This window comes from Allobosea sp. P1_A7 (genome assembly GCF_056406775.1).
In genome coordinates, this window is record NZ_JBFTZN010000014.1 from 40,065 (window position 1) to 63,545 (window position 23,481).

Annotated in this window: 18 protein-coding genes and 1 pseudogene; 18 read left to right on the forward strand and 1 reads right to left on the reverse strand. The window is 66.0% G+C overall.

Features of this window, described 5'->3' with window-relative positions; translation table 11 throughout:
- Positions 1-275 precede the first annotated feature (275 nt).
- The 11 genes and pseudogenes from AC1D34_RS03795 to AC1D34_RS03845 all read left to right on the forward strand — a co-directional run bounded on the left by AC1D34_RS03795 (position 276) and on the right by AC1D34_RS03845 (position 15,499).
- Positions 276-1,427 (forward strand): alpha/beta hydrolase, encoded by a 1,152-nt coding sequence (locus tag AC1D34_RS03795; protein WP_476823525.1) that lies wholly within the window; start codon positions 276-278, stop codon positions 1,425-1,427.
- Positions 1,428-1,605: 178 nt separating this feature from the next.
- Positions 1,606-2,688: a helix-turn-helix transcriptional regulator gene (locus AC1D34_RS03800; RefSeq protein WP_476823526.1), complete on the forward strand. Its 1,083-nt coding sequence runs from the start codon at positions 1,606-1,608 to the stop codon at positions 2,686-2,688.
- Between the two features lie 23 nt (positions 2,689-2,711).
- On the forward strand, positions 2,712-3,920 hold the full coding sequence (locus AC1D34_RS03805; protein WP_441490727.1) for an MFS transporter: 1,209 nt from the start codon (positions 2,712-2,714) through the stop codon (positions 3,918-3,920).
- Positions 3,921-4,171: 251 nt separating this feature from the next.
- Positions 4,172-5,278 (forward strand): efflux RND transporter periplasmic adaptor subunit, encoded by a 1,107-nt coding sequence (locus AC1D34_RS03810; RefSeq protein ID WP_476823527.1) that lies wholly within the window; start codon positions 4,172-4,174, stop codon positions 5,276-5,278.
- Positions 5,275-8,170: pseudogene (locus tag AC1D34_RS03815) on the forward strand (efflux RND transporter permease subunit). Before AC1D34_RS03810 ends, AC1D34_RS03815 begins: the two are co-directional and overlap by 4 nt.
- Entirely contained in the window at positions 8,167-9,339 is a 1,173-nt protein-coding gene (locus AC1D34_RS03820; RefSeq protein WP_476823528.1) for an efflux RND transporter periplasmic adaptor subunit, read from the forward strand. Before AC1D34_RS03815 ends, AC1D34_RS03820 begins: the two are co-directional and overlap by 4 nt.
- Before the next feature lie 113 nt (positions 9,340-9,452).
- Positions 9,453-11,006: a leucyl aminopeptidase gene (locus tag AC1D34_RS03825; RefSeq protein ID WP_476823529.1), complete on the forward strand. Its 1,554-nt coding sequence runs from the start codon at positions 9,453-9,455 to the stop codon at positions 11,004-11,006.
- Positions 11,003-11,527 carry a DUF1269 domain-containing protein gene (locus AC1D34_RS03830; RefSeq protein ID WP_441490722.1) on the forward strand — a complete coding sequence of 175 codons (525 nt, stop codon included), beginning with the start codon at positions 11,003-11,005 and terminating at the stop codon, positions 11,525-11,527. Before AC1D34_RS03825 ends, AC1D34_RS03830 begins: the two co-directional genes overlap by 4 nt.
- Entirely contained in the window at positions 11,524-13,260 is a 1,737-nt protein-coding gene (locus AC1D34_RS03835; RefSeq protein WP_441490721.1) for a hypothetical protein, read from the forward strand. Before AC1D34_RS03830 ends, AC1D34_RS03835 begins: the two co-directional genes overlap by 4 nt.
- 37 nt (positions 13,261-13,297) lie before the next feature.
- A complete protein-coding gene (locus AC1D34_RS03840) occupies positions 13,298-14,368 on the forward strand; it encodes a patatin-like phospholipase family protein (protein ID WP_476823530.1) in 1,071 nt (356 codons plus the stop codon).
- A gap of 63 nt (positions 14,369-14,431) precedes the next feature.
- A complete protein-coding gene (locus tag AC1D34_RS03845; protein ID WP_441490720.1) occupies positions 14,432-15,499 on the forward strand; it encodes an AI-2E family transporter in 1,068 nt (355 codons plus the stop codon).
- Here the strand turns inward: AC1D34_RS03845 and AC1D34_RS03850 are convergent.
- Positions 15,489-17,240 carry a metallophosphoesterase family protein gene (locus AC1D34_RS03850; RefSeq protein ID WP_476823531.1) on the reverse strand — a complete coding sequence of 584 codons (1,752 nt, stop codon included), beginning with the start codon at positions 17,238-17,240 and terminating at the stop codon, positions 15,489-15,491. The two genes, AC1D34_RS03845 and AC1D34_RS03850, sit on opposite strands and share 11 nt — an antisense overlap.
- Before the next feature lie 570 nt (positions 17,241-17,810).
- On the opposite strand from AC1D34_RS03850, the gene AC1D34_RS03855 reads away from it, so the two are divergent.
- The 7 genes from AC1D34_RS03855 to AC1D34_RS03885 are packed head-to-tail and all read left to right on the forward strand — an operon-like array spanning position 17,811 to position 23,320.
- A complete protein-coding gene (locus tag AC1D34_RS03855; protein ID WP_441490718.1) occupies positions 17,811-18,314 on the forward strand; it encodes a Na+/H+ antiporter subunit E in 504 nt (167 codons plus the stop codon).
- Positions 18,307-18,597 (forward strand): monovalent cation/H+ antiporter complex subunit F, encoded by a 291-nt coding sequence (locus tag AC1D34_RS03860; RefSeq protein ID WP_476823532.1) that lies wholly within the window; start codon positions 18,307-18,309, stop codon positions 18,595-18,597. Before AC1D34_RS03855 ends, AC1D34_RS03860 begins: the two co-directional genes overlap by 8 nt.
- Positions 18,594-18,887 carry a monovalent cation/H(+) antiporter subunit G gene (locus AC1D34_RS03865; protein WP_441490716.1) on the forward strand — a complete coding sequence of 98 codons (294 nt, stop codon included), beginning with the start codon at positions 18,594-18,596 and terminating at the stop codon, positions 18,885-18,887. Before AC1D34_RS03860 ends, AC1D34_RS03865 begins: the two co-directional genes overlap by 4 nt.
- Positions 18,884-19,816 carry a hydrogenase subunit MbhD domain-containing protein gene (locus AC1D34_RS03870; protein WP_441490715.1) on the forward strand — a complete coding sequence of 311 codons (933 nt, stop codon included), beginning with the start codon at positions 18,884-18,886 and terminating at the stop codon, positions 19,814-19,816. Before AC1D34_RS03865 ends, AC1D34_RS03870 begins: the two co-directional genes overlap by 4 nt.
- Positions 19,813-20,163 carry an NADH-quinone oxidoreductase subunit K gene (locus tag AC1D34_RS03875; RefSeq protein WP_476823533.1) on the forward strand — a complete coding sequence of 117 codons (351 nt, stop codon included), beginning with the start codon at positions 19,813-19,815 and terminating at the stop codon, positions 20,161-20,163. The genes AC1D34_RS03870 and AC1D34_RS03875 overlap by 4 nt, the downstream gene beginning before the upstream one ends.
- A complete protein-coding gene (locus AC1D34_RS03880) occupies positions 20,160-21,695 on the forward strand; it encodes a complex I subunit 5 family protein (RefSeq protein ID WP_476823534.1) in 1,536 nt (511 codons plus the stop codon). The genes AC1D34_RS03875 and AC1D34_RS03880 overlap by 4 nt, the downstream gene beginning before the upstream one ends.
- Positions 21,692-23,320, forward strand: a complete 1,629-nt coding sequence (locus AC1D34_RS03885) for a complex I subunit 5 family protein (RefSeq protein WP_476823535.1) — start codon at positions 21,692-21,694, stop codon at positions 23,318-23,320. Before AC1D34_RS03880 ends, AC1D34_RS03885 begins: the two co-directional genes overlap by 4 nt.
- The last annotated feature ends 161 nt before the right edge of the window (positions 23,321-23,481 follow it).

Consider the following 23,481-nt stretch of genomic DNA (forward strand, 5'->3'; position numbering starts at 1 on the left):
GGCGGTCATACCGGCAACTTAATTCCCTGCGCGCCGAGGGCATCGGCACAGAATCCCAAAGCTTGGACCGCCTGTCCCAAAGTTGACGGCAAGCTTGCTGCCTCCGGATGGGTTCTTTATCCTGACACAGCCGCTCGAGATCCTCCGATCTCCTATTTGCAGATTGGGGACGTCGACGTGACACCGACGCACGGTAAGGCATGCAAGAGCAATTCGGTAAGCCCGTTACTGCGTGCAATGCTTGGTGCGCGCCCGAATCCTGGGGCTCTTTGACCATGGGCCACCGCCTCGACACCTTGCGGATGAGCCTGGCGGGACTTGCCGTCGCGTTCGGCCTCAGTGCTTGCGCTTCGGCGCCACGCGGATTGCTTCAACCCGTCGAGCCCGTTGCCGGTACCGACCGCGTGAACATGCTTGCCGCGACGACGCGCGCTCCCTCGGCGGAAACGGGGGTTTTGTTCAGCGGCGAGCGCGGAGATACAGTCTCGTTCAGCAATATCGTCGTCTCGATCCCGAAGGATCGGGAGGTCGGTACCATCCAGCTGCCGCGCACGGCTCCCGGCAATGCGGCAACGGATTTTGTCGTCACCTCGACCGCGCCGGTCGCCAAGGCGGACCTCGTCAAATGGTTCAAGTCGACGGGCGGGCGCAAGCGCCGGGTCTTCGTCTTCGTCCACGGCTTCAACACGCCGTTCGACCGCGCCGTCTTTCGTTTCGCGCAGTTGACCCATGACGCCGATGCCGATGCGTCCCCGGTCCTGTTCTCGTGGCCGTCGCGCGGCCATCTGCTCGACTACAGCCGGGATTTCGACAATGCATCGTATTCCCGCTCGGATCTCGCTTATCTGCTGAAGGCGGCTGCAAGCAGCCCCTCTGTCGGCGAAATCGTCATCCTCGCCCATTCCATGGGGAGCTGGCCTGCCGTCGAGGCCGTCAGGCAGATCGCTCTCGAGCAGGGCGGCGTCCCCCGGAAGATCAACAATCTCATTCTGGCCTCGCCCGATCTCGATGTCGGCGTGTTTCGCCGGCAAGTCGAGGACATGGGCTCCCAGCGTCCGCAGATCACGCTTTTCGTCTCGCAGAACGACAGGGCGCTGCAGCTCTCCCGCTTCATTTCCCGCGGAGCGACGCGCCTCGGCGGCATTGACCTGACGCGCGACGAGTACCAGCAGCAGCTGGCGGGGTTGTCAGGCATCACGGTGCTGGATCTCAGCGCCATCAATGCCGGCGACCGCATCAATCACGACCTCTTTGCCGCCAGCCCCGATGCGGTCCGCCTGATCGGAGGCCGGCTGCTCCAAGGCCAGGTCATCACCGATTCCGACGTTTCCACTCCGCTGATGGCTGCGGATGCGCTCGGTTCGGCCGCCAGCCTGATCGTTACCGCGCCGATTCGCGTCTTCGACGCAGCGTCCCCGCGCCAGTAGCGAGCCAAGTGCCGCAAGAGGACCACCTGCTTCCTCCTGATAACGACAATTCTCGGCGGTTTATTGCTTGCCATTGCTAGCTCCGAGCGTCACAGTTTCTTCACGGAACTGAGAAACATTGACCTCCCGTTGGTACGCGGGGCCAAGATTAACGTAACGCTATCGCGAGGAGAATGCCGTGTCGGCTCTCTCTAGTACCAATTCAGGGATCCCGGGCGGAGCGGTCTTCGTTCAGAACTTCTCGACCAAGGGACTGCCCGCGGAGGATCAGTTCGACGCGTGGCGTTCTCTGCTCTCCGAGACGATCGATCTCTTGCCTACGCCGAACGCGTCCGAGCCATTCGACGCCGAGTTCTCGTCGTGGAGCTTCGGCGACGTCGTTCTGACCAGGACGCTCTACGCCGACGCCCCCGCTCGCCATTGGCGGCACAGGCCGCGGTCCTTCATGGATCATTGGTGCGTCGTGCTCGCGCATTCCTGTTCGCCTGAGTGCAACCTGCTTTCCCTGAGCCCCCCCGAGCGGCAAGGCAATCTCAGCTTCCGCTCGCTCGCCATGCCGTTCGAAGGCCAGGCCGAGGACACGGAAGTCCTGACGCTGTTCCTGCCTCGTAACTTTTGCCAGGAGGAACTCGTCGATTTCGAGCGGGCGCACGATCTGGAAATCAATCCCGAACYCGGGGCGCTGCTCACGGGCTATATGGAGAACCTCGCCCGACAACTGCCGCATATCTCGGTGGAGCATGCGCAGGGCCTCGCCACCGCGACGCGTTCRCTGGTCGCGGCCTGCATCGCGCCGCGGGTCGAACGTTCCGAGGCTGCGGAGGTGCCGCTGACCTCCCTTCTGATCGATCGTGCCCGGCGCGTCGTCCGGCAGAACATGGCCTCCCCCGAGTTTGGTCCCGAGCGGCTGGCGCGCCTCATGGCGATGTCCCGCTCCAAGCTCTACCGGCTGTTCGAGAGCACGGGTGGCGTGGCTCATTTCATCAATCGCGAAAGGCTTCGCGAGGCGCATCGCCGACTCGCATCGACTCGCGATGCCCTGTCGATCCACGGCATCGGCAATGAAGTGGGCTTTATCGATCATTCGACCTTCAGCCGGGCGTTCCGACGTGAGTTCGGCTACAGCCCCACCGAGGCGCGCGAACGGCACCTGACCAAATTCTCCTCGCTCCCATCTGGACTTGCCCAGCAGGATGCGGCGCTGGACGATGCAGCGGGAGGGAGCGGAGATGAACGCGCCGCACACAGCCTTGCCGACTAGCCGAAGAGCATGAGGTTCTCGGCATGAAGGGGGCGACGGGGCGCCTCTCCTTTCTCTACGCGGCCCTTTTCTTCGAGCTCGGCGTCAATCTGCCGTTCTTTCCGCTCTGGCTGCGCGCGCAATCGCTTGGTGACGATGCGATCGGCATCGTGCTTGCCGCACCGCTGCTGACCCGCATCATCGCAAATCCGGTCGTTGGCGTCCTCGCGGACCGGAGCGTGCGCATGACCATTGCGCTGGTTGCCTGCTCGGTGGCTGTCGTCATCGGCACAGGTTTTCTCGCCTTTGCCGCGGGCTTCCTGCCAATCCTGCTGCTGGTGATTGCGATCGCGCTCGCCCAGGGTCCACTGATCGCCCTCACCGATGCCGTAACCCTGCGCAGCCTCGAGGGCTTGCGCTCGGCAGAGCTGCGCTACGGGCGGATTCGCCTGTGGGGCTCGGCGGGCTTTGCGCTCGCCAATCTCTCGGCGGGCTGGATGCTCGACTGGCTGCCGATCTCGTCCATCATCGGWATGTTGCTGCTGTCGGCGCTTGCCACCGCGCTTGCCACGGTCGCCGTCGCAACCATTCGCCTGCCGGAGAGATCAGCCGCTCCCCACGAGAGGGCCGGGTTGGTGGAGAGGCCGCATCTGCTGATCCTGACGATTGCCGGGGCGGCACTCGTCCAGGCGAGCCACGCCGCCGTCTACGGGTTCAGCACGTTGCACTGGCAAAGCCTCGGCATTTCCGGGGGTACCATGGGAAGCCTCTGGGCGGCGGGCATCGCGTCGGAGATCACATTCTTCAGCCTGCTCGGATACGTCATCCGCGGCTCGGCCGGAGCAGGCGTCCTGCTCGCCGCCAGCGGCGCTGTCGCCACATTGCGCTGGGCCGGCATGGCTCTCGACCCGGATATCGCCTTCGTCGTCCTGCTGCAGCTGACGCATGGCCTGACCTTCGGCGCGACGCATCTGGGCAGCATCTTCCTGCTCGCGAAGTTCGCGCCGCGCAGCATGCTGGCCCAGGCTCAGGCCTGGCTTGCCGCCGGATGGGCCGGGGTGATGGCGGCTCTGACGACCCTTGCCGGCTATCTCTACGGCTCGTGGGGGGAGCATGTTTATGGCCTGATGGCGATCGCTTCCGGCATCGGCTTCCTCTTGCTGATCCCTGTCGCAGCCAGCCTGAGACGGGAGGATACGGCTCCGCAGCAAGGACCTCCGGACGCCGAGTACCCTGTCCCAAAATTGGGATGACCAGCGCAGAGTTGGGATTCTGAGCTAATCCGCGCTTCCCGGACTGTTGGTAGCGTCCGTCCCTGCCGCCCGAAGAGATTGGCGACGGACACTTGTCTTTCGCCCGAGGTTCCACGGCCTCTGCCTCGCGGTTGCCAGAGGAAGAACATGATGCTTTTGAACGGCTTGCGAGAGAACCCGTTCCCCGCGAATGGCAGGATCGTTGCAAGAACTCCGCCGTGTGCGAGGGCGGCGCTGCGAGGGCCGAAGGCATGAGCGTGCGTCGCGGCCCTGGTCCCTCCCGGTCTCTGCATGCAGCCGCGCTGACCGTCATTGCACTCGCCTCCGCAGCCTGCCAGCGCGAGGCCGACGAGGCCCCGCCGCCCGTGCGGATCGTCCGCACGATCACGGTCGACGAGCCCCGCCAGGCAGCGGACATCAATTTCACCGGCCATATCGAAGCGCAGGACCAGGCGTCGCTCTCCTTCCGCATCGGTGGCCGGCTGGCGGAGAGGCGCGTCGCGGTCGGCGCGACGGTACGCGAGGGAGAGGTCGTTGCCCGCCTCGACCCCGAGAACGAACTCAACGAACTGCGTTCGGCGCGGGCGGCACTCACGGCTGCTCAGGGCCTTCTGAGAAAGGCCGACAACCAGTTGCAGCGCCAGAGCCATCTGCTCCAGCGCAATGTCACGACGCAGGCTGATTTCGAGGCTGCCGAGCAGGGGCGCACGGCTGCCCGGGCTCAGGTCGACGCCGCACAAGCCCGCGTCAATTCCGCAGAAGATGTCGTCGGCTTCACCACCTTGAAGGCCGATGCACCAGGCGTCGTGACCAGGATCGGCGCAGAGCCGGGCGAGGTCGTCGCTGCCGGCCGGATGATCGTGCAACTCGCAAGGCGCGAGGGGCGCGATGCCGTATTCGAGGTGCCCGCCGCATTGATGCGCAGCCTGCCGGCCGATGCGCGCGTGTATGTCGCGCTCACCGGCGATCCCGGCACCACCGTCAGGCGCCGGGTACGCGAGGTCTCGCCCCAGGCCGACCCGGTGACGCGGACCTTCCGAGTCAGGGTCGGTCTCTCAGAGCCTCCGCAGTCCTACCGGCTCGGGACCGCGGTCCTCGGCACGATCCGCGGCAGCGAAGCCTCGGCCATTACCATACCGTCGACGGCGCTGGTGCGCCGCGAGCAGGATACCGGAGCCTGGGTCGTCGATCCCAAGACGCTCACCGTGTCGCTGCGCAAGCTCGACGTCCTCAGCGCCGACCCCGCGACGGCCCTGATCGGCAAGGGCCTGGCACTTGGCGATGTTATTGTCACGGCCGGCGCGAGCCTTTTGCAGGAAGGCCAGCATGTGCGGCTGACCGGGACGGAAACACGATGAGCTTCAACCTCTCGGAATGGGCCCTCAAGAACCGCTCGGTCGTGATCTATCTCATGATCGTCGCCGTCGCGGCCGGCGTGCTCGCCTTCGTGCGGCTTGGCCGCAATGAAGACCCCTCCTTCGTCATCAAGTCGATGGTCGTCTCGGCGGCCTGGCCGGGCGCGACCATGGAGGACACGCTGACGCAGATCACCGAGCGGCTCGAGCGCCAGCTCGAGGAAACGCCCGGCCTCGATTTCGTCCGCAGCTTCACGACGCCCGGCGTGACGACGATCTTCGTCAACCTGAAGCAGTCGGTCCCGGCGCGCCACGTGCAGGACACCTGGTACCGGGTCCGCAATCTCGTCGGGGACATCCGCCATACCCTGCCCCAGGGTGCGGTCGGGCCGTTCTTCAACGATCGCTTCGGCGACACTTTCGGCATCATCTACGGCTTCATCGCAGATGGCTTCACCAGCCGTGAGCTGCGCGACCATGTCGAAGCAGCCCGTTCGCGCCTGCTCCTCGTGCCAGACGTCTCGAAGATCGAGATCATCGGCGCCCAGGACGAGCGCATCTTCGTCGAATTCTCCGTCAGGGAACTCGCCAATCTCGGCATCGATCGCTCGGCCCTGCTCGGCGCCCTGCAGAGCCAACGGACGGGAAGCGATCGGACTGGGCATCGCGATGCGCGATGGCGGCGATATCCTGGCGCTTGGCAAGAATATCCAGCGTGCAATGGCGACCATCACCGCCAATCTGCCGCTCGGCATCGAGCCGCGCCTGGTCGCCGATCAGGCCGTGACGGTCGATCACGCGATCGACGATTTCATGACCTCGCTCTGGCAGTCGATCGCGATCATCATGGCGGTGAGCTTCATCAGCCTTGGCGTGCGCCCCGGCCTGGTCGTTGCGCTGTCCATTCCGCTGACGCTCGCGGTGGTCTTCGCCGTGATGCTCGTTGCCGGCATCGACATGCAGCGGATCTCGCTCGGTGCGCTGATCATCGCGCTCGCCCTGCTCGTCGACGACGCCATGACGACGACCGACGCGATGGTGACGCGTCTCGCCGCCGGCGAGGAGAAGGCAAAGGCGGCGACCTACGCCTTCAAGAAATATGCGATGGCGATGCTTGCCGGAACCCTGGTGACGATCGCCGGCTTCGTGCCGATCGGTTTTGCAGCAAGTTCGGCCGGCGAATACACATTCACCCTCTTTGCCGTGGTCAGCATCGCCCTGGTGGTGTCCTGGTTCGTGGCGGTGATCTTTGCACCGGTGCTTGGCGTCGCGATGCTGAAGGCGCCGGATCCGGCATCGAGCAATGCCGGCCCCGGCAGGGTCGAACGAACCTTCCGGCAGCTCCTGTCCGGGGCCATCAGGCTGCGCTGGGCGACCATCGCGGTGACGCTCGCATTGTTCGTCGCCTCCGTCCTCGCCCTGCCGCTGGTGCCCCGCCAGTTCTTCCCCGCCTCCGACCGGCCCGAGCTTCTGGTCGACCTGACACTGCCGCAGAACGCCTCGATCTATGCGAGCGAGCAGCTCGCGACCCGGTTCGACGCGGCACTCAAGGGCAACCCGGATGTCGATCGCTGGAGCACCTATGTCGGGCGCGGCGCAATCCGCTTCTATCTGCCGCTCAATGCGCAATTGCCCAACGAGTTCTTCAGCCAGGCCGTCATCGTCGCCAAGGACGTGCCGGCTCGCGACCGCCTGCAGGCCAAGCTGGAAGAGCTCCTGGCCAAGGAGTTTCCGAATGTCGTCGCGCGCGTCTATCCGCTCGAACTCGGGCCGCCGGTCGGCTGGCCCGTGCAGTACCGCGTCAGCGGGCCCGACATCGCCGAGGTGCGCTCGATCGCGATGAAGCTGGCTCAGGTCGTCGCGACGAGCCCCAAGACCGAGCAGATCAATTTCGATTGGATCGAGCCTGCGCGCGAGCTGCGCCTGCGCGTCGATCAGGATGAGGCACGCCGCCTCGGCCTGAGTTCGCAAGCGCTTGCGGCGATCCTGAACACCGTCGTTTCCGGCACAGTCGTGACCCAGGTGCGCGACGATATCTATCTCGTCGATGTCGTCGTGCGGGCCCAGGACGCCGACCGCGTCTCGCTGGATACGCTGCGGACCATGCAGGTCGCGTTGCCCGGTGGACGCTCCGTGCCGGTGTCGCAGTTCGTGACGTTCAGCTACGGGCTGGACGCGCCGCTGATCTGGCGGCGCGACCGGGTTCCGAACCTGACAGTCGCCGCGGACGTCAAGCCCGGAACGCTGCCGGAGACCGTCGTCTCCGCCTTGCAGCCCTCGATCGACGCGCTGCGGAAGACGTTGTCGCCCGCCTACAGCATCGCCGTCGGAGGAACCGTCGAGGAAAGCGCCAAGTCGCAATCCTCGGTCATTGCCGTCGTGCCGGTCATGCTGCTGATCATGTTCACCGTGCTGATGGCCCAGCTGCGGAGCTTCAGACTGTTCGCCATCGTGCTCAGCATCGCGCCTCTCGGCCTTATCGGCGTGGTCAGCGCACTGCTCGTGTCGGGCAAGCCACTGGGTTTCGTCGCCCTGCTCGGCATCCTGGCGCTGATCGGCATCATCACCAAGAACGCGGTGATCCTGGTCGGCCAGATCGAGGCCGAGCGGGCCAGCGGCAAGAGTGTCGTCGAGGCGGCGCTCGACGCCAGCAGCACGCGCTTCCGGCCTATCATGCTGACGGCGGTCTCGACCGTGCTCGGCATGATCCCGATCGCCCCAACGGTGTTCTGGGGCCCGATGGCCTTCGCCATCATGGGCGGCCTCCTGGTCGCGACCGTCCTCACTCTCATCCTGCTGCCCGTGCTTTATGTCGCCGTCTTCGGCGCAGGCTCGCCCACACCCAGCAAGACGAAAGCCCGGGCGACGGCCGCTGCGGGAGTTTCTTCGCGATGAGACCGATCTCAGCCATCCGGTTCCAGCCCTCGGCCACGCGCATTCTCCGCGCCGCTGCCGCCTCATTGTTCGTCCTGGCGCTCGCTGCCTGCCAGAACCAGGAGGCCGCCCCTTCGGAGGGCCGCCCCGTCCGCGTGGTCAAGGTCGAGGCCGGCAAACTCGCCAACGACATCAAGCTGAGCGGCGAGATCCAGGCCGAGAAGAATGTCGGACTCGGCTTCCGCATCGGCGGCCGTGTCGCCGAGCGGCCGGTCAATGTCGGAGATCGCGTCGCAGCCGGACAGATCGTTGCCCGCCTTGACCCCTCGCTCGAACGCAACGCTCTGACGGCCGCCAAGGCAACGCTCGAAGCGGCCCGCGGCGAGGTGAACACGACGCGAAACACGTTCGAGCGTCAGGAACGGCTGATGGCGCAGGGCTTCACCACCCGGCCTCGTTTCGATCAGTCGCTCAAGGCGCAAGAGGCCGCGCAGGCCCAGCTCGAGGACGCCGAAGCGCAAGTCGAGCTGGCACAGGACCGGCTTGGCTTCACCGAATTGCGCGCAGGCGTCTCGGGCGTCGTAACCGCGCGCAGCATCGAGCCCGGCGAAGTCGTGCAGGCTGGGCAAGTCGTGCTTCAACTGGCGCGCGAAGACGGCCGTGACGCCGTCTTCAACGTGCCCGCCACGCTGCTGGAAACGCTGGAAGGCGACACTCCGATCCGGGTCGCTCTCGCCGAGGCTCCGACAGTGCGCGCATTTGGCCGTGTCCGAGAGGTGGCCCCGCAAGCCGACCCCGTGACCCGGACCTTTGCGGTCAGGATCGGCCTGATCGATCCGCCGGAGGAGATGCGGCTGGGATCGACCGTGGTCGGGACCATGGAGCTCACCTCGGCCTCCATCGTCTCCGTTCCGGCCAGCGCCCTGACCCAGCAGGACCTGTCGCCGGCAGTCTGGATCGTCGACCCCGTGAAGTCGACGGTCTCGCTGCGCAATGTCGACGTCCTGCGCTTCGACCCCGGCCTCGTCATCGTCTCGCAGGGGCTCGAGCCCGGCGACGTCATCGTCTCCGGAGGTATTCAGGCGTTGCACCCAGGCCAACGCGTGCAGCCGCTTCCCGCCGCGCGCGAGGCCGGCCGCACTGCGGCGGCGGCCCGGCCGCCGGGAAGCCCGGCGCTCCCGCCTTCGTGACGCATGAGGCCCCTTCTCCGCCGCGGGCGGACCCCTGCAACCAGAGGGTATCCTGGCAGGATCACACCATTCACCAGTCAAGCGATGCCATGATGTCCTCTCGGAGACATTCTATGGAGATCATCCCCGCGGTCGGCGAGGCTGAAAGACTCAGAACCGAACTCCTCGTCGTCGGCGTATTCAGCGGCGGCGCATTGGTCGGGTCGGCGCGGCGTCTCGACGAACGGGCAGCCGGCAAGCTGTCCGCGATTGTCGGGCGCGGCGAACTTGGCGAGGCCGCCGGCGCAACCTTGCTGCTCCATCATTTGCCGGGCTCCGTCGCGACCCGCATCCTGCTCGTCAGCCTCGGCAAGCCCGAAGCCTTCTCCGACCGCGCCTATCTGCGGGCTCTTTCGGCAACGGCGAAGTTCATCGCGGAGAGCGTCGTCGCCGAAGCCGTCATCGCCCTGGCCGAACACGAGGTCCCCAAGCGCAGCTTGAACTGGCAGGTTCAACAGGCTGCGCAAATTCTGGCCGATGGCGGATACGTCTTCGTCCTGCCCGGAACCCATCCTCGCCGCCAGATCGCGCGGCCCCGCCCGGTGCGCAGCATCATGCTGCTCGTTCCGCAGACCCTCACCTCGGAACTCCTCGGCGCGCTGCGGCAGGGCATCGCGGTCGCCGAAGGCGTCGCCTTGGCGAAGGATCTTGGCAATCTGCCGGGCAATATCTGCACCCCCGCCTACCTCGCCAGCACCGCGAAGGAGATGGGGAGGGAGTTCGGCTTCAATGTCGAAGTCCTGGAGCGCGAGGATCTCGAAGCGCTCGGCATGGGCGCCTTTTTGGTCGTCGGCAGGGGCTCCGCCAATCCCTGCAAGCTCGTCGTGATGCAGTCCAATGGACGCAAGAGCCGGAGCCGGCCGATCGTCCTCGTCGGCAAGGGCATCACCTTCGATATCGGAGGCACGCCGCTGACCCCGGGAGGCGACCCCGACGAAATGAAGTTCAACATGAGCGGTGCCGGCTGCGTTCTGGGGGTGATGCGTACGGTCGCCCGACTGGAGCTGCCGATCAATGTCGTTGGACTGATCGCCGCGGCCGAGAACATGCCGGGCGGCAGCGCCAGCCGCCCCGGCGACATCGTCACCTCGATGTCGGGCCAGACCATCGAGATCCGGACCCACGAGGCCGAGGGGCGGCTTCTGCTGTGCGATGTCCTGACCTATGCCGAGCGCTTCTCGCCGGCCTGCGTCATCGATGTCGCGACCTTGACCGAGGCTTGCGTCGTGGCGCTGGGCTCGCATGCGAGCGGCCTCTTCGCCAATGACGATGCACTCGCCGCGGAACTCCTGAGATGCGGGGGGGTGTCGGGCGATCGTGTCTGGCAGCTCCCGATCTGGGACGACTATTTCGGCCAGCTCGGCAGCAGCTTTGCCGATACCAGCAATCTCGGGGGGCCTGCGGCCGGCGCGATCACCGCCGCCTGCTTTCTCGCCCGCTTCGCCAGGGCCTATCCCTGGGCCCATCTGGATATTGCCGGCACCGCGTCGATCTCCGGCGCCACCAAGGCCTCGACCGGCCGGCCGGTTCCACTGCYCGCCGAATTCCTCATCGGCCGCGCCGCGGAAGCAGCGTCGCCGAATGGCCTTTCCCTCCCCTCCCCCTCAGCAATGGAGCTGCACTCATGAGCGATCTGGTTTTCATCGGCTTCCCGACCGAACAAAAGGCCGAAGAGGTCCGTCAGAAGGTCCTTTCCCTCCAGCGCGAATATCTGATCGAGCTCGGCGACGCCGTTGTCGTCGTCAAGGACGAGAAGGGACAGGTCAAACTCAACCAGATGATGAACCTGACGGCGGCAGGCGCAGCGTCGGGCGCCCTCTGGGGCACCTTGATCGGCTTCATCTTCCTCGCCCCGCTGCTGGGCACGGCTCTCGGTGCGGCCTCAGGCGCATTGGGCGGAAAGCTCAGCGATGTCGGCATCAACGACCAGTTCATGAAGGACGCGGCCAGCGCCTTGCAGCCCAACACCGCCGGGCTCTTCCTGCTGATCCGCAAGATGACCACCGACAAGGTCCTTGCCGACCTGAAGGGCGTCGGCGGCACGCTGATGAGCACCTCCTTCGACGAGACCAAGGAGGCTGCGCTGCGTGAGGCGCTGGCAGCCAGCGCCAGCGCCAGTGCCGAAGCGGCTCCTCCGGCCGCCACATGACGCTGGACTGGGGCGCCGGAGCGGGAGCAGAACAGGCCCAATGGGCCATCGCGACGGCGCGCCTCGACGATTTCCGCCCCCTGCTGCCAGCAGAGGAGGAGGTCGTCGCCAAGCTTCTCAGCGGGACTTTCGACCGCCTGGGAGATGGCTCGCGCCCCGAGAAACCTGACCCGGCGCGGGTCATTCGCGCATCCTTCCTGCGCTTTCTCATGCTCGGAGGTGAGGAAGGCTGTCGGCCCCACGAAAAGGGCGTCAGGATCAGCGGCGCYTGGATCACGGATGTTCTCGATCTCGAAGCCTGTCGCGTCTTTCGCGACATCGGCCTGAACGATTGCCATTTCGAGGCCGCGCCGATCTTCAGGGCCGCGATCATCAACCGCCTGTTCCTGGACGGCTCCTCGCTTCCCGGGCTCCAGGCTGAGCGGCTCGAGGCGCGCGGCGGCGTTTATCTGCGCGGCGCGGAGGTCACTGGCGAGGTTGATCTCGTTCAGTCGCGTCTCGGCGGCAATCTTGAATGCGATGGCGCCACCATTCGCGCGCCAAGCGGCTACGCGCTGCTCGCCCCGAGCCTGGAGGCACGCAACGTCCTGCTGCGGGGGGCGACACTACGGGGCGGCATCAACCTGTCCGGTGCAGTGCTTGCCGCAGATCTCGACTGTGCCGGCGCCGCCGTCACCCGCACTGATGGCATTGCAATCGATGCCAACGAAATCGAGAACCGCGGTAGCGTCGTGCTGCGCAGCGCGCGCATCGAAGGCGAGATCCGGCTGATCGCCTCGCAGATCGGCGGCGACATCGACTGCTCAGGCGCCGTTCTCGCCGCCGCCGGCCAGACTGCGCTGGACATGAGCCGCAGTGCGATCAAGGGCGCGTTCTTCCTGCGCCGGGATGCCCAGGTGAACGGTGCGCTGGTGCTGACCGGCGCTTCGATCGGGACCATCCATGACGAGGCGGCCTGCTGGCCCAAGCAGGGCGATCTTCTCCTGAATCGCTGCCGCTATGGCGCCTTCATCGACGGGCCAGTCGATGCCGAGAGCCGGCTCGACTGGTTAGGGCGGCAGGCGCCCGAGCGCTGGGGCGAGGATTTCTGGCCCCAGCCCTATGAGCAACTGGCCTCCGTCTTCCGCGAGATGGGACATGGCGAAGATGCTCGCGCCGTGCTTGTCGTCAAGGAGCGGCTGCAACGCCAGGCCCGGCGCAAGCGGGCGGCCAATCCCGTGCTCCGCGGGCTTCTGACAGCAGCCGACGGTGTGCTTGGAATCACCCTTGCTTATGGTCGTCAGCCACTGCTGGCCTTCGTCTGGCTCCTGTTCTTCTGGTTTCTGGGCGTTGCCATCTTCGGTTATGCCGAGCACCGGGGGGCCGTGATGCCCAATAGCGCCGTGGTCCTGCGTTCGCCCGAATGGACCTTGTGCGGCATCGAACGATCCGAGCAGCGCTCCCTGATCGCCACCCAGCAGACGAGCGGCCTGGCCGAGCCCGGCCAGACCCAGCTCGCCTGCTTCCGCCAGCGCTGGGAGGCCTCGAGCTACCCGGCCTTCAGCCCCTGGATGTACTCGCTCGATACGCTGCTGCCGGTGCTCGACATGGGGCAAAGAACCTTCTGGCGGCCCAATCCGTCCAAGCCTGGCGGTCGTATCGCCATCAACTATTTCTACTTCCAGTCGATCGTCGGCTGGGCTTTGAGCCTGCTGGCAGTTGCCGGTTTTTCGGGATTGGTGAAGTCGCCGTGACCCGGCCGACCCGCCTCGCATTCAGGATGGGAACGACGTGAGCAAAGCCCCGACATCTGCGCGCGCCCCCCGCAGCGGCGATGACAACGCCAATCGCGAGCCCCTCTCAATCGACCTGGCGCTTCAGGGTGGCGGCGCTCATGGCGCCTTCACCTGGGGCGTGCTGTGCCGGATCCTCGAGGAGGACTGGCTCGAGATCGAGGCGATTTCGGGAACCTCGGCCGGCGCGATGAATGCGGCCGTGCTGGCCTCCGGCTATGCTAAGGGCGGCCGTGCTGGCGCACGCGAGGCACTCGAGCTCTTCTGGCGAAAGGTCTCGGAAGCGGCGCGCTTCAGCCCGTTCCAGCGCAGCCCGCTGGACATCCTGCTCGGGCGCTGGACGCTCGACAACTCGCCGCTCTTCGTCGCCATGGACATGATGTCGAGGGTGGTCTCGCCCTACAGCCTGAATCCCACCGGCTCGAACCCGCTGGCCGATATCCTCGCCGAGGTGATCGATTTCGGCAGCCTGGCGACAAGCCCGATCAAGCTCTTCATCACCGCCACAAATGTCCGCACAGGCCGGGGGCGGGTGTTCCGCAATGCCGAGATCACGCCCGACGTGCTGCTGGCCTCTGCCTGCCTGCCGACCCTGTTCCAGGCGGTCGAGATCGATGGCGAGAGCTACTGGGACGGCGGCTATTCCGGCAATCCGACGATGACACCGCTGATCAAGCACAGCGATGCGCTCGACACCATCCTGGTCCAGATCAACCCGGTCGAACGACCCGAGACACCGCGTACTGCGCGCGACATCCTGAACCGACTGAACGAGGTGTCGTTCAATGCGGTGCTGCTGAAGGAATTGCGGATGATGGCCCTGCTGCGGCAGAAGGCCAATCCCGAGAGCGGCGAGGGCGCGCGCTGGGCCCGCATGCGCCTCCATCGCATCACCAGCGACGCCATGACCGAGCTCGGCTACTCCTCCAAACTCAATGCCGAATGGGAGTTCCTGACCATGCTCCACAACGAGGGCAGGCGCTCGGCAGAGTCGTTCTATCGGGAGCATCGGGACGACATCGGCAAGACCTCGACGCTCGATCTCGACGAATTGACCGAGGGCATCTGAGGATAGCGAGCGGATCTGCCGCGCGCTTCAGCACCGACCTCCCGACACCAGGCCTGACCAGGAATGAAGATGACCTCCGGCAAGATCTATCAAGGCGCCCTGATTCTGATTGCGACGATCATGGCGGTCGCCGCGTTGTCGATCGCCAGCTCGGTCTTCGCGCCGGTCGCCTTCGCGCTCTTCATCATCGCGCTCGTCTGGCCGCTTCAGAAGAGCCTGCAGGCCTTCCTGCCCCGCCTGCTCGCGCTCGCGATCAGTGTCGTGGTCATGGTCGTCGCCTTCTTCGCCTTCGGGTCGCTGATCGTCTGGGCTTTCGGCCGTGTCGGCCGCTGGATCGTCAGCGACGCTGCGCGCTTCCAATCCTTCTACGACCAGATCACGGTCTGGCTGGAAGGGCATGGCGTGGCCGTGGCCGGCGTCTGGTCGGAGAACTTTAATGTCAGTTGGATGCTGCGCACCGCCCAGACCATCACCGGCCGCCTCAACAGCACGATGAGCTTCTGGCTCGTCGTCCTCGTCTACGTCATCCTCGGCCTGCTGGAAGTCGACGATTTCGGGCGCAAGGTGCGCACCATGCGCAACCGCGAAACCGGCCAGGTTCTGCTGCAGGGCAGCACGGCCACCGCCAGCAAGATCCGCCGCTACATGGTGGTCAGGACCCTGATGAGCCTCATCACCGGCCTGCTCGTCTGGGGCTTCGCCAAGGCTGTGGGCCTTCAGCTTGCGGAGGAATGGGGCTTCATCGCCTTTTCCTTGAATTACATTCCCTTCCTGGGTCCGCTCGTCGCCACGGTTTTCCCGACCTTGTTTGCGATGACGCAGTTCGGGTCCTGGCAGGCAGTGATTGCGGTCTTCGCTTGCCTCAACCTGATCCAGTTCATCGTCGGCAGCTATATCGAACCACGCGTCGCCGGCAGCGCGCTCTCGATCTCTCCGGCGACCGTACTGTTCTCCGTGTTCTTCTGGAGCTATCTCTGGGGCGTCTTCGGCGCCTTCATCGGCGTCCCGATCACGATCGCATTCCTGACCTTCTGCGCCCAGCATCCCTCGAGCCTATGGCTCGCGGAGCTCTTCGGCTCGCCGGAGAAGGATGCGCCTGCGATCCCGATCGACGCAGCCGTCAAGAGCTGAGGCCGGCGTCCGGCCTGGGCGCGACCTCGATCCGCTGCGGCGCGAGCAGCGCAAGCCCGCCATCCGTGGCGGCTGCGAGCGTGTGAATATAGAAGCCGGTTGCCTCGTCATCGGTCGCCTCCATCACGGGAGACGGCGCCGAGATGATCTTCAGCGGACCGCAGCGCCCGATCCAGTCGACATGGCGGTGGCCGTGCATCGCGACGAGCCGGTGCGACATCGGCTTGAGCTGGCGCACGAACCGGCTGCCATTGATCAACGCCGTGCCGATGCGCTCCGAGAAGGCCTTGGCTGGCTTCGGATATTCCACGGGATGGTGATGCAGCGCGATGACCCAGCGCGCCTTCGGGTATTGGCGCAGGATCGCGAGCATCGCCCGCATGTCCTCTTCCGAAACGAGGCCCAGCGCATTGGTGAAGGAGAAATGAGTTTCGGCGTTCGAGTTCAGCAGCACGAGCCCTAACCCGTCCGCTTCCGCCGGCGGCAGCAGCATCGGGAAGATATCGTCCCAGATATTGGCCAACCCAGCCGACAGGCGCAGCGAGCCCGCATCGGCGAAGGCGGCGATCGTCTTTCGATGGGGCTCCAGCGCCGCCGACAAGGTGCTGCCCAGTCCCGTCCGGTCCTGGTCGACGACCCGCACCCGGTCGCCCTGGATGGCGGCCATGGCCGACAGCGTCCGCATCTGTCTCAGGCGCTTCCCGGGACTCGTCGGCAATTCCAGCCGCGCCGGATTCGCGCGATCCACGATGTTCACGTCGTGGTTGCCGGGAAGGATGAAGCTCCTTTCAGCCAGCGCAGGATGCCGCGCCATCGCGTCCAGGAATTCCGCCCATTCCGCCGACCTGCCCGCATCCGTCATGTCACCGGTGATCAAAACGAAGTCGAGCGGTTCCTGGGCATGGATCTCGTCCAGTTTCTCGAGAACCTGGGCAAGCCGCTCGTTGCCACGCGGGCCGGCGCGCCCGCTTTCGATCCGAAAACCATAGCGCTCCCCGACGACATGGATGTCGGAGAGATGCACGACCCGCCATTTGCGGGCTGACGGCGGCGCCTCGTCATAGACCCCGAGATCGCGCGGCTGATCCATCAACCCATCGGCAAGGCCCCAGGCGAGCGAAGCAGCGGCGAGATATCCGCTCATGACGGTCACCGTATTGGCCAGCGCGGGAACGACCAGCCGCAAGGGATTGGCAAGATCGGCTATCTCGCCCGACCAGCGTGTCGCGGGCCAGGCTAGCGCGGCAATGCCCGCGGCCATGAGGAAGGCAGCAAGGCCGGCGCCAATGGCCGTCGCGGCCCGCAGGCCCGCGCGCTTGTCCTCGCTGGCCTCGGTCGTGAGAAAGCGCTCGGCCAGATGCCGCAGACCCTCGCGGCACAGGGCGTAGCCCGGTTGGACGGCGAGCGAATTCAACGACCAGAAGCTGCGTTCGGCGGCACGGAACAGGGGCCTGAAACCGAACCAGCCGAGGGCCGCGATCAGCGCCAGGAGAATGAGCGGCCCGATTCCTGCCAGCGCGTAGATCCGGCCCGACATCGAGGTGAACCAGGCCGTGGCGACAAGCGGGGCAAGTCCGAGCAGGACGCCCGGCAAGAGAGCGAGGATGATCCRGGCCAGCGCAAGCTTGGGCAGGTTGATTTCCCCCAGCATGCTTCCGGCGATGGCAATCAGGGAGCGCTTCTTGGTGCTGCTGGCGTCGTCCTCTGCGTCTCCAGCCCGCGGTTCGATGATCATCGGCATGGTCGGTCACGATCCAGGGAAACTGCGCTCGCCAGGACAGATCGGCGTCGAATGGTCATGCCTTGCCCCGCAGCAACATCAGGATGCACACAGCTCAGTTGCCTCGAAGGACATAGCCTTGATGCCAGAGTCATGCACGCTTTCACGGCCAATCTTTCATACCCAAACCGAGAATGGGACGCCGAGCACAGAAGTGAGACACGGGGCTGATGACCGGGGAAAGGGCAGATGCTACTTTAAAATCAGATACTTGTACAAATTGTAACGTGATTTCAATAGAATTGAACGCGCCACTTCAATGCATGAAAGACAAGATTACAGCGATATTTCAGCAATCATTCGCCAAAATCAGCGTTGGCGAGGCCTTGGCTGCTATGATATTGTATTACACGAGACACTGTCGCTTCGAAAAATAAAATCGCCATCTTCGATATTCGTCTTATCTAAGCTTCAGATCGAACAAAATACTTGCGCACGAGCACCGGCTCGAGGCCGCGACCGGCATGCGATCATCGGGCTGCCGGCCCCGTCCACCCCTGGCTCGCGCCAGCCGACCAAAGGGGCATGGTCATGACCACCGAAGCCGGCAGGGCGCCGCCCCTTGCCATGCTCACGCGCAGTCTCGGCTTTCTCGCGCTATGGCTGATCCTGATGGGCCCCGCCCTGAAGGATCTGCCCATCGGCCTGATCGCAGCAGCCGCAGCGACCTGGACGAGCACGGCGCTTTGGCCGGAAAGCGGAAAACTGTCCACGCGCGGCCTCTTGCGCTTCCTGATCCGCTTCATACCGCAATCAGCCGTGGCCGGCGTCGATGTCGCGCGCCGCGCCTTTGCCCCACAGCCGGCCCTGTCGCCAGGCTTTGTCACTTATCGCACCGTGCTGCCGCCCGGCATGGCCCGCAGCGCCTCATGTGCGGTCATGAGCCTCCAGCCCGGCAAGCTGCCCGTCGCGGCGGATGCGGATGGCACGCTTCATATCCATTGCCTCGATCTGCGCGAACCGGTGGCGGAACAGATCGCCGCTGATGAAGCAGCCTTCTGCGGCACTCTGGAGAATGGGGGCGATCATGGCTGACCTCTTCACGGGAGCGGCGCTCTTCGTCCTGACCGTCACGGCGCTTGGACTGTTCAAGGTGCTGCGCTCCGACATCGCCGTCGAACGCATGATGGCAGTTCAGTTGCTGGGCACGGGGGGCGCTGCCGCGGTGCTGCTGCTCGGCGCCGCTTCGCGCTCTGCCGCCATGACGGATGTCGCCTTGCTGCTGATGCTGCTGGCCGCCGTCTCCTGTGCTGYATTCACCTTCGGGCAGTCCGGCCTCGGCGCCGACGCATCCGAACAGGCGGAGGACGAGGCGTGACGTCCCTCGCCAATGCCTTCACGCTCATCGCCGTCGGCGGCGGCGCTCTTCTGTTTTTCGCCGGTACGCTCGGCCTGCTGCGCTTCCCCGACACGCTCAGCCGCCTTCACGCGTTGAGCAAAGCCGACAATCTGGGGCTCGGGTTGATCGTGCTTGGGCTCCTGCCGCAGGCCGAGAGTTTCGCGGGTGGCCTGAAGCTGGTCTGCGTCTGGCTGCTGGCCCAGATCTCGGCCGCAACGGCGAGCCAGTTGATCGCCGGGGTACTCTATCGGCGCAAGCCCCGCCCATGACCATGCTTCTCGATCTCGCGCTCGTCGCCTGGCTTCTCGCCCTGGCGATCCATGTCGCCAGGGCCAGGGATGATCAGGGCGCGATCATCGCCTTCATTGCCTTCGGTCTGCTGCTTGGACTCGGCTGGACGCGGCTCTCGGCGATCGACGTTGCCATGACGGAGGCCGCGATCGGCGGCGGTGTCACCGGCATGCTGCTGCTTCGGGCCGAAGCCCGGCTGCGCAAACGCTCATTCCAGCCCCGCCCCGCCAACAGAACCGCCAAGGCCGCCGCCGCCATAGCCTGCACGCTCGTAGCGGCTGGCCTCGCGCTCGCCGTGCTTTCCTTCCCCTCGCCCGCCCCGACACTCGCACCTGCCGCCGCCGCGGCGCTGGACGCGACCGGCCTCGGCAATCCCGTGACGGCCGTCCTGCTGGCTTACCGGGCGCTTGATACGCTGCTTGAGAAGGTCGTTCTGCTGCTCGCCCTCCTGGGGGTGTGGTCGCTGGCGCCCGATGAGCTCTGGGGTGGTGCACCAGAGCTGAGGCAAGCGCTTGCGCCGCCGCCCTTTGTCTACCTCGCCCGCGTCTTGCCGCCCTTTGGCGTGCTGATCGCCGTCTATATGTGCTGGGTGGGGGCCGACGCGCCGGGCGGGACGTTCCAGGCTGGCACCGTGCTTGCCGCGATGTGGCTGCTCGTCATGTTGGCAGGCCTGCGGCCCGCACCCGAAACGAGGCGGACGACGCTGCGGCTACTGCTGGTCGGGGGACCGGCCTTGTTCTTCGCGATCGGCTTCCTCGGCTTTGCGGTCGCTGGCGGCTTCCTCGCCTATCCGGAGGGCGCGGCCAAACCCATCATCGTCGGCATAGAGGCAGCGCTGACGATATCGATCGCCCTGACGCTCGGCCTGCTCGTGGCCGGCCCCGCCAGCAGGGCGCCGGCCCCATGAGCCTCGCATCCCTCGGCCCTGCCACATTGTTTGGCCTGTGCGGCGCGGCGCTGGCCGGTATCGGCCTGTTCATCGTGATCGCCCATGCCGGCCTCCTGCGCAGGATCGTCGGGTTCAACATTCTCGGCGCGGGCATCTTCCTGGTCTTTGGCGCGGCGGCACGGCGAGGAGCAGCCGCCGGATTTTCCGGCGACCCGGTTCCGCAGGCCATGGTGATTACCGGCATCGTCGTCGCATTCTCGGCAACCGCCCTTGCCGTCGCGCTGCTCCAACGGCTGTTCGATCTCACCGGCCGGGAAAGCCTGGACGCGCGAGCGGCCGGCGACAAGCAGCAGGCCGAGCCATGACCCCTCTCGCGCCCGCCTCCGTTCACCTTGCCACTCCCGGCGGCTATCTGCTGGTCCTTGCCGTGACCTTGCCCGTCCTCGGCGTGCTGGCCATGCTGATCCTCGCCCCGCGCCATGCCAGGCAGGTCGCGCTTGTCACCGTCGCCGCCGGTCTCGTCACCGCGATCGCTATCGTGGCCGAGTTGATCCGGACCGGCAGCGCGCTCACCTATGTCGTTGGCGGCTGGCAACCGCCGCTTGGAATCGCACTGCGCGCCGACGGGCTTTCCGCGACGATGATCGCGATGACGGCGGTGGTGCTCACGGCAACATGCCTGTTTGCGCGGGACCTCTATGCGCTGGCCCCGAAGACGCAGGACGGGAGGGCGCCGACGACCTTCTGGGGCTTGCTGCTGGCAACCTGGAGCGCGCTGAACGCGGTCTTCGTCGGCGAGGACCTGTTCAACCTCTATGTCGCCCTCGAGTTGCTGACATTCGCCGCAGTCCCGCTGGTCTGCCTCGATGGCCGCGCCGAGACCGTCGCCGCAGCGTTGCGCTACCTGATGTTCGCGCTGCTTGGGTCCCTGCTCTACCTGCTCGGCACGGGACTGCTCTATGGCAGTTACGGAACGCTCGATATCCAGATGCTGTCGCGCCTGAGTGAAGGCGGGCCGGCCCTCTCGGTGGCACTTGCCCTGATGATCGTAGGGCTTCTCGCCAAAGCAGCCCTGTTTCCGCTGCATCTCTGGTTGCCCCCGGCCCATGCCGGCGCGCCCGCAGCCGCGAGCGCGGTGCTCTCGGCTCTCGTCATCAAGGCGCCGGTCTTCCTGATCCTGCGTCTCGTGCTCGACATCGCCCCCCCGCAGGCAGCGATCCTGGCCGGTCAGATCCTGGCGGTTCTCGGCGCGTCCTCGATCCTGTTCTGCAGCGTCATGGCGCTTCGGCAGGCGCGGCTGAAGCTGATGATCGCCTATTCGACCGTGGCGCAGATCGGCTATCTCTTCATCGTCTTCCCGCTCGCAGCCGGAAATGAGGCGCAAGCTCCCTGGGAAACCATCGCCTGGACCGGAGGTGCCCTCCAGCTGGTTTCTCACGCGTTCGCCAAGGCCGCGATGTTCCTTGCGGCCGGCGTCATCGCCGAGGCCTTTGGCCATGACCGGATCGCCGATCTCGGCGGGTTCGGCCGCGWACTCCCGATCAGCGCGGCGGCCTTCGGCCTCGCCGGCCTGTCCCTGATGGGGATTCCACCGAGCGGAGGCTTCATTGCGAAGTGCCTCTTGCTGACGGCCGCGGTGCTGAACGGCCACCCATGGCTTGCCGCCACCATTCTGGCCGGAGGCCTGCTTGCAGCGGGCTATGTCTTTCGCGTCGTCGACCGCGCCCTGGCAACACCGGCCATCGCGCTCGTCGCACAGAAACCGATACCGCGGCGCCTCGAGCTCGTGGCCCTTGTTCTGGCGGTGGCGGCCGTGCTGCTTGGTTTCGTACCGCTCGAGCCCTTCGGCTTCCTGCGGCTGGGGCGCTCCGGTGTCATCGCAACGGTGGCGCCATGAACGCTTCCGGCCTGCTCCTTGCCTCTTCGTTGCTCCTCCCGCTCGCAATGGCGGCCTGCTGCATCTTCGGGCGCTTCCGGCCCCGTGCGCTGTCGCTGCTTGCTGTCGCGCCCCTGCCAGGCCTGCTCGCGGCGCTTCTGGTGCCGGACGGAACCTCGGTCTTCTTCCCGCCGCCATTCCGGATGTCGCTCCTCCTCGATCGGCCGGGTGCAATCCTGCTCGGCGGCGCCGCCCTGCTCTGGAGCGCAGCGGGCGCCTTCGCGTCCTCCTACATGGGCCGCGAGCCGGCCGCTGCCCGCTTCGCCGTCTGGTGGCTGCTGACGCTGACAGGCAGCCTCGGCCTCTTCATCGTGGGCGATATCGCGAATTTCTACCTGCTCTTCACGCTGGCGAGCCTCGCCGCCTATGGGCTGATCGTGCATGAGCAGACCGCACGCGCTCACAGAGCCGGCGTCGTCTATGTCGTGCTGGCACTGCTCGCAGAGGCGTTTCTGCTGCTGGCCTTCGTGATGCTCGCGGCCGGCCACCCCGACGCCAATCCTGCGATCCGGGACGTGGTCGCATCCCTGCCAACATCCCCGATGCGCGACAGCATCGTTGCCCTGCTCATCCTCGGCTTTGCCTTGAAGATGGGCCTCGTGCCGTTGCATGTCTGGCTGCCGCTCGCCCACCCCGCCGCGCCGATGCCCGCTTCCGCCGTGCTCAGCGGGGTGGTCGTCAAGGCGGGCGTGATCGGCTTGATCCGCTTTTTGCCCTTCGAGGCCGGCCTGCCATTCTGGGGCAACGTGCTGATCGCGGCCGGCATCGTCACCGCGTATTTCGGCGTCATCGTCGGTGTGACCCAGACCCGCGCCAAGACCATCCTGGCCTATTCCACGGTCAGCCAGATGGGTCTGCTCGCCGTCCTTCTCGGTGTCGGGCTCGAGAATGCCGATACCGGGGCGACGAGCCTCGTTGCCTACTACGCGGTGCATCATACGCTGGTGAAGGGGGCCCTCTTCCTGGCGGTCGGCATTCTGGCTGCGACCGGGCAGGCACGGTTGCGGCCTGTCCTGCTGCTCACCGGCCTCCTGGCGCTCAGTCTCGGCGGCATGCCCCTGACCAGTGGCGCGCTTGCCAAACTCGCGACCAAGCCGATGCTGGGCTATGGCTATGTCAGCCACGCCATGGCGCTGGCCGGCGCCGGCAGTACGCTGTTGATGCTGCATTTCCTCTCGGTCGTGGCGCGCGACGCACGGGAGAACTTCCCGTCCTCCGCTCCTCCCGGACAGTTCCTCCCCTGGCTCATCGTCGCGGCCGCCTCGCTGGTGATCCCATGGTCGCTCTATCCCGCAATTGCGGGCGAAGGCATCGCCAGCCTGCTGCAGCCCGACGCGCTCTGGAAGGTGGTCTGGCCCATGCTGCTGGGCGCGCTTGCCATGCTGCTGGTTCGTCGCATCACGGCATTGCCTGGCTCCATCCCCGAGGGTGACATCGTCGTGCTGGCAGAGGCCGGTACCTCCGTCATTCAGCGCCTCGCTGCCGGCATCGAGCAGGTGGACGCCGTGCTGCGCCGCTGGTCGGTGGCCGGGCTGTCGCTCATCATCGTTGCCGTTCTGCTGGGAGCACTGATGTTTCGAGCCTGAACGCGAGCGGGTCTGTGCTCTCTGGCTCTCTGGCTCTCTGGCGCCCCGGCCATGGTCGGATACAGTGCCCGCATTCGCCCTTCTGCAGCGGAGCACATGACCCGGCTTCGGTGAACGACCAGGACAGCGGAGGCCTCGTGCCGTGGCCGCTTTGACACGCA

Bases quoted from the DNA above. Each gene is read 5' to 3' on its own strand.
- AC1D34_RS03795 (WP_476823525.1), top strand. From the start codon at position 276: ATGGGCCACCGCCTCGACACCTTGCGGATGAGCCTGGCGGGACTTGCC.
- AC1D34_RS03855 (WP_441490718.1), top strand. From the start codon at position 17,811: ATGACCACCGAAGCCGGCAGGGCGCCGCCCCTTGCCATGCTCACGCGC.
- AC1D34_RS03820 (WP_476823528.1), top strand. From the start codon at position 8,167: ATGAGACCGATCTCAGCCATCCGGTTCCAGCCCTCGGCCACGCGCATT.
- AC1D34_RS03810 (WP_476823527.1), top strand. From the start codon at position 4,172: ATGAGCGTGCGTCGCGGCCCTGGTCCCTCCCGGTCTCTGCATGCAGCC.
- AC1D34_RS03870 (WP_441490715.1), top strand. From the start codon at position 18,884: ATGACCATGCTTCTCGATCTCGCGCTCGTCGCCTGGCTTCTCGCCCTG.
- AC1D34_RS03875 (WP_476823533.1), top strand. From the start codon at position 19,813: ATGAGCCTCGCATCCCTCGGCCCTGCCACATTGTTTGGCCTGTGCGGC.
- AC1D34_RS03830 (WP_441490722.1), top strand. From the start codon at position 11,003: ATGAGCGATCTGGTTTTCATCGGCTTCCCGACCGAACAAAAGGCCGAA.
- AC1D34_RS03845 (WP_441490720.1), top strand. From the start codon at position 14,432: ATGAAGATGACCTCCGGCAAGATCTATCAAGGCGCCCTGATTCTGATT.
- AC1D34_RS03885 (WP_476823535.1), top strand. From the start codon at position 21,692: ATGAACGCTTCCGGCCTGCTCCTTGCCTCTTCGTTGCTCCTCCCGCTC.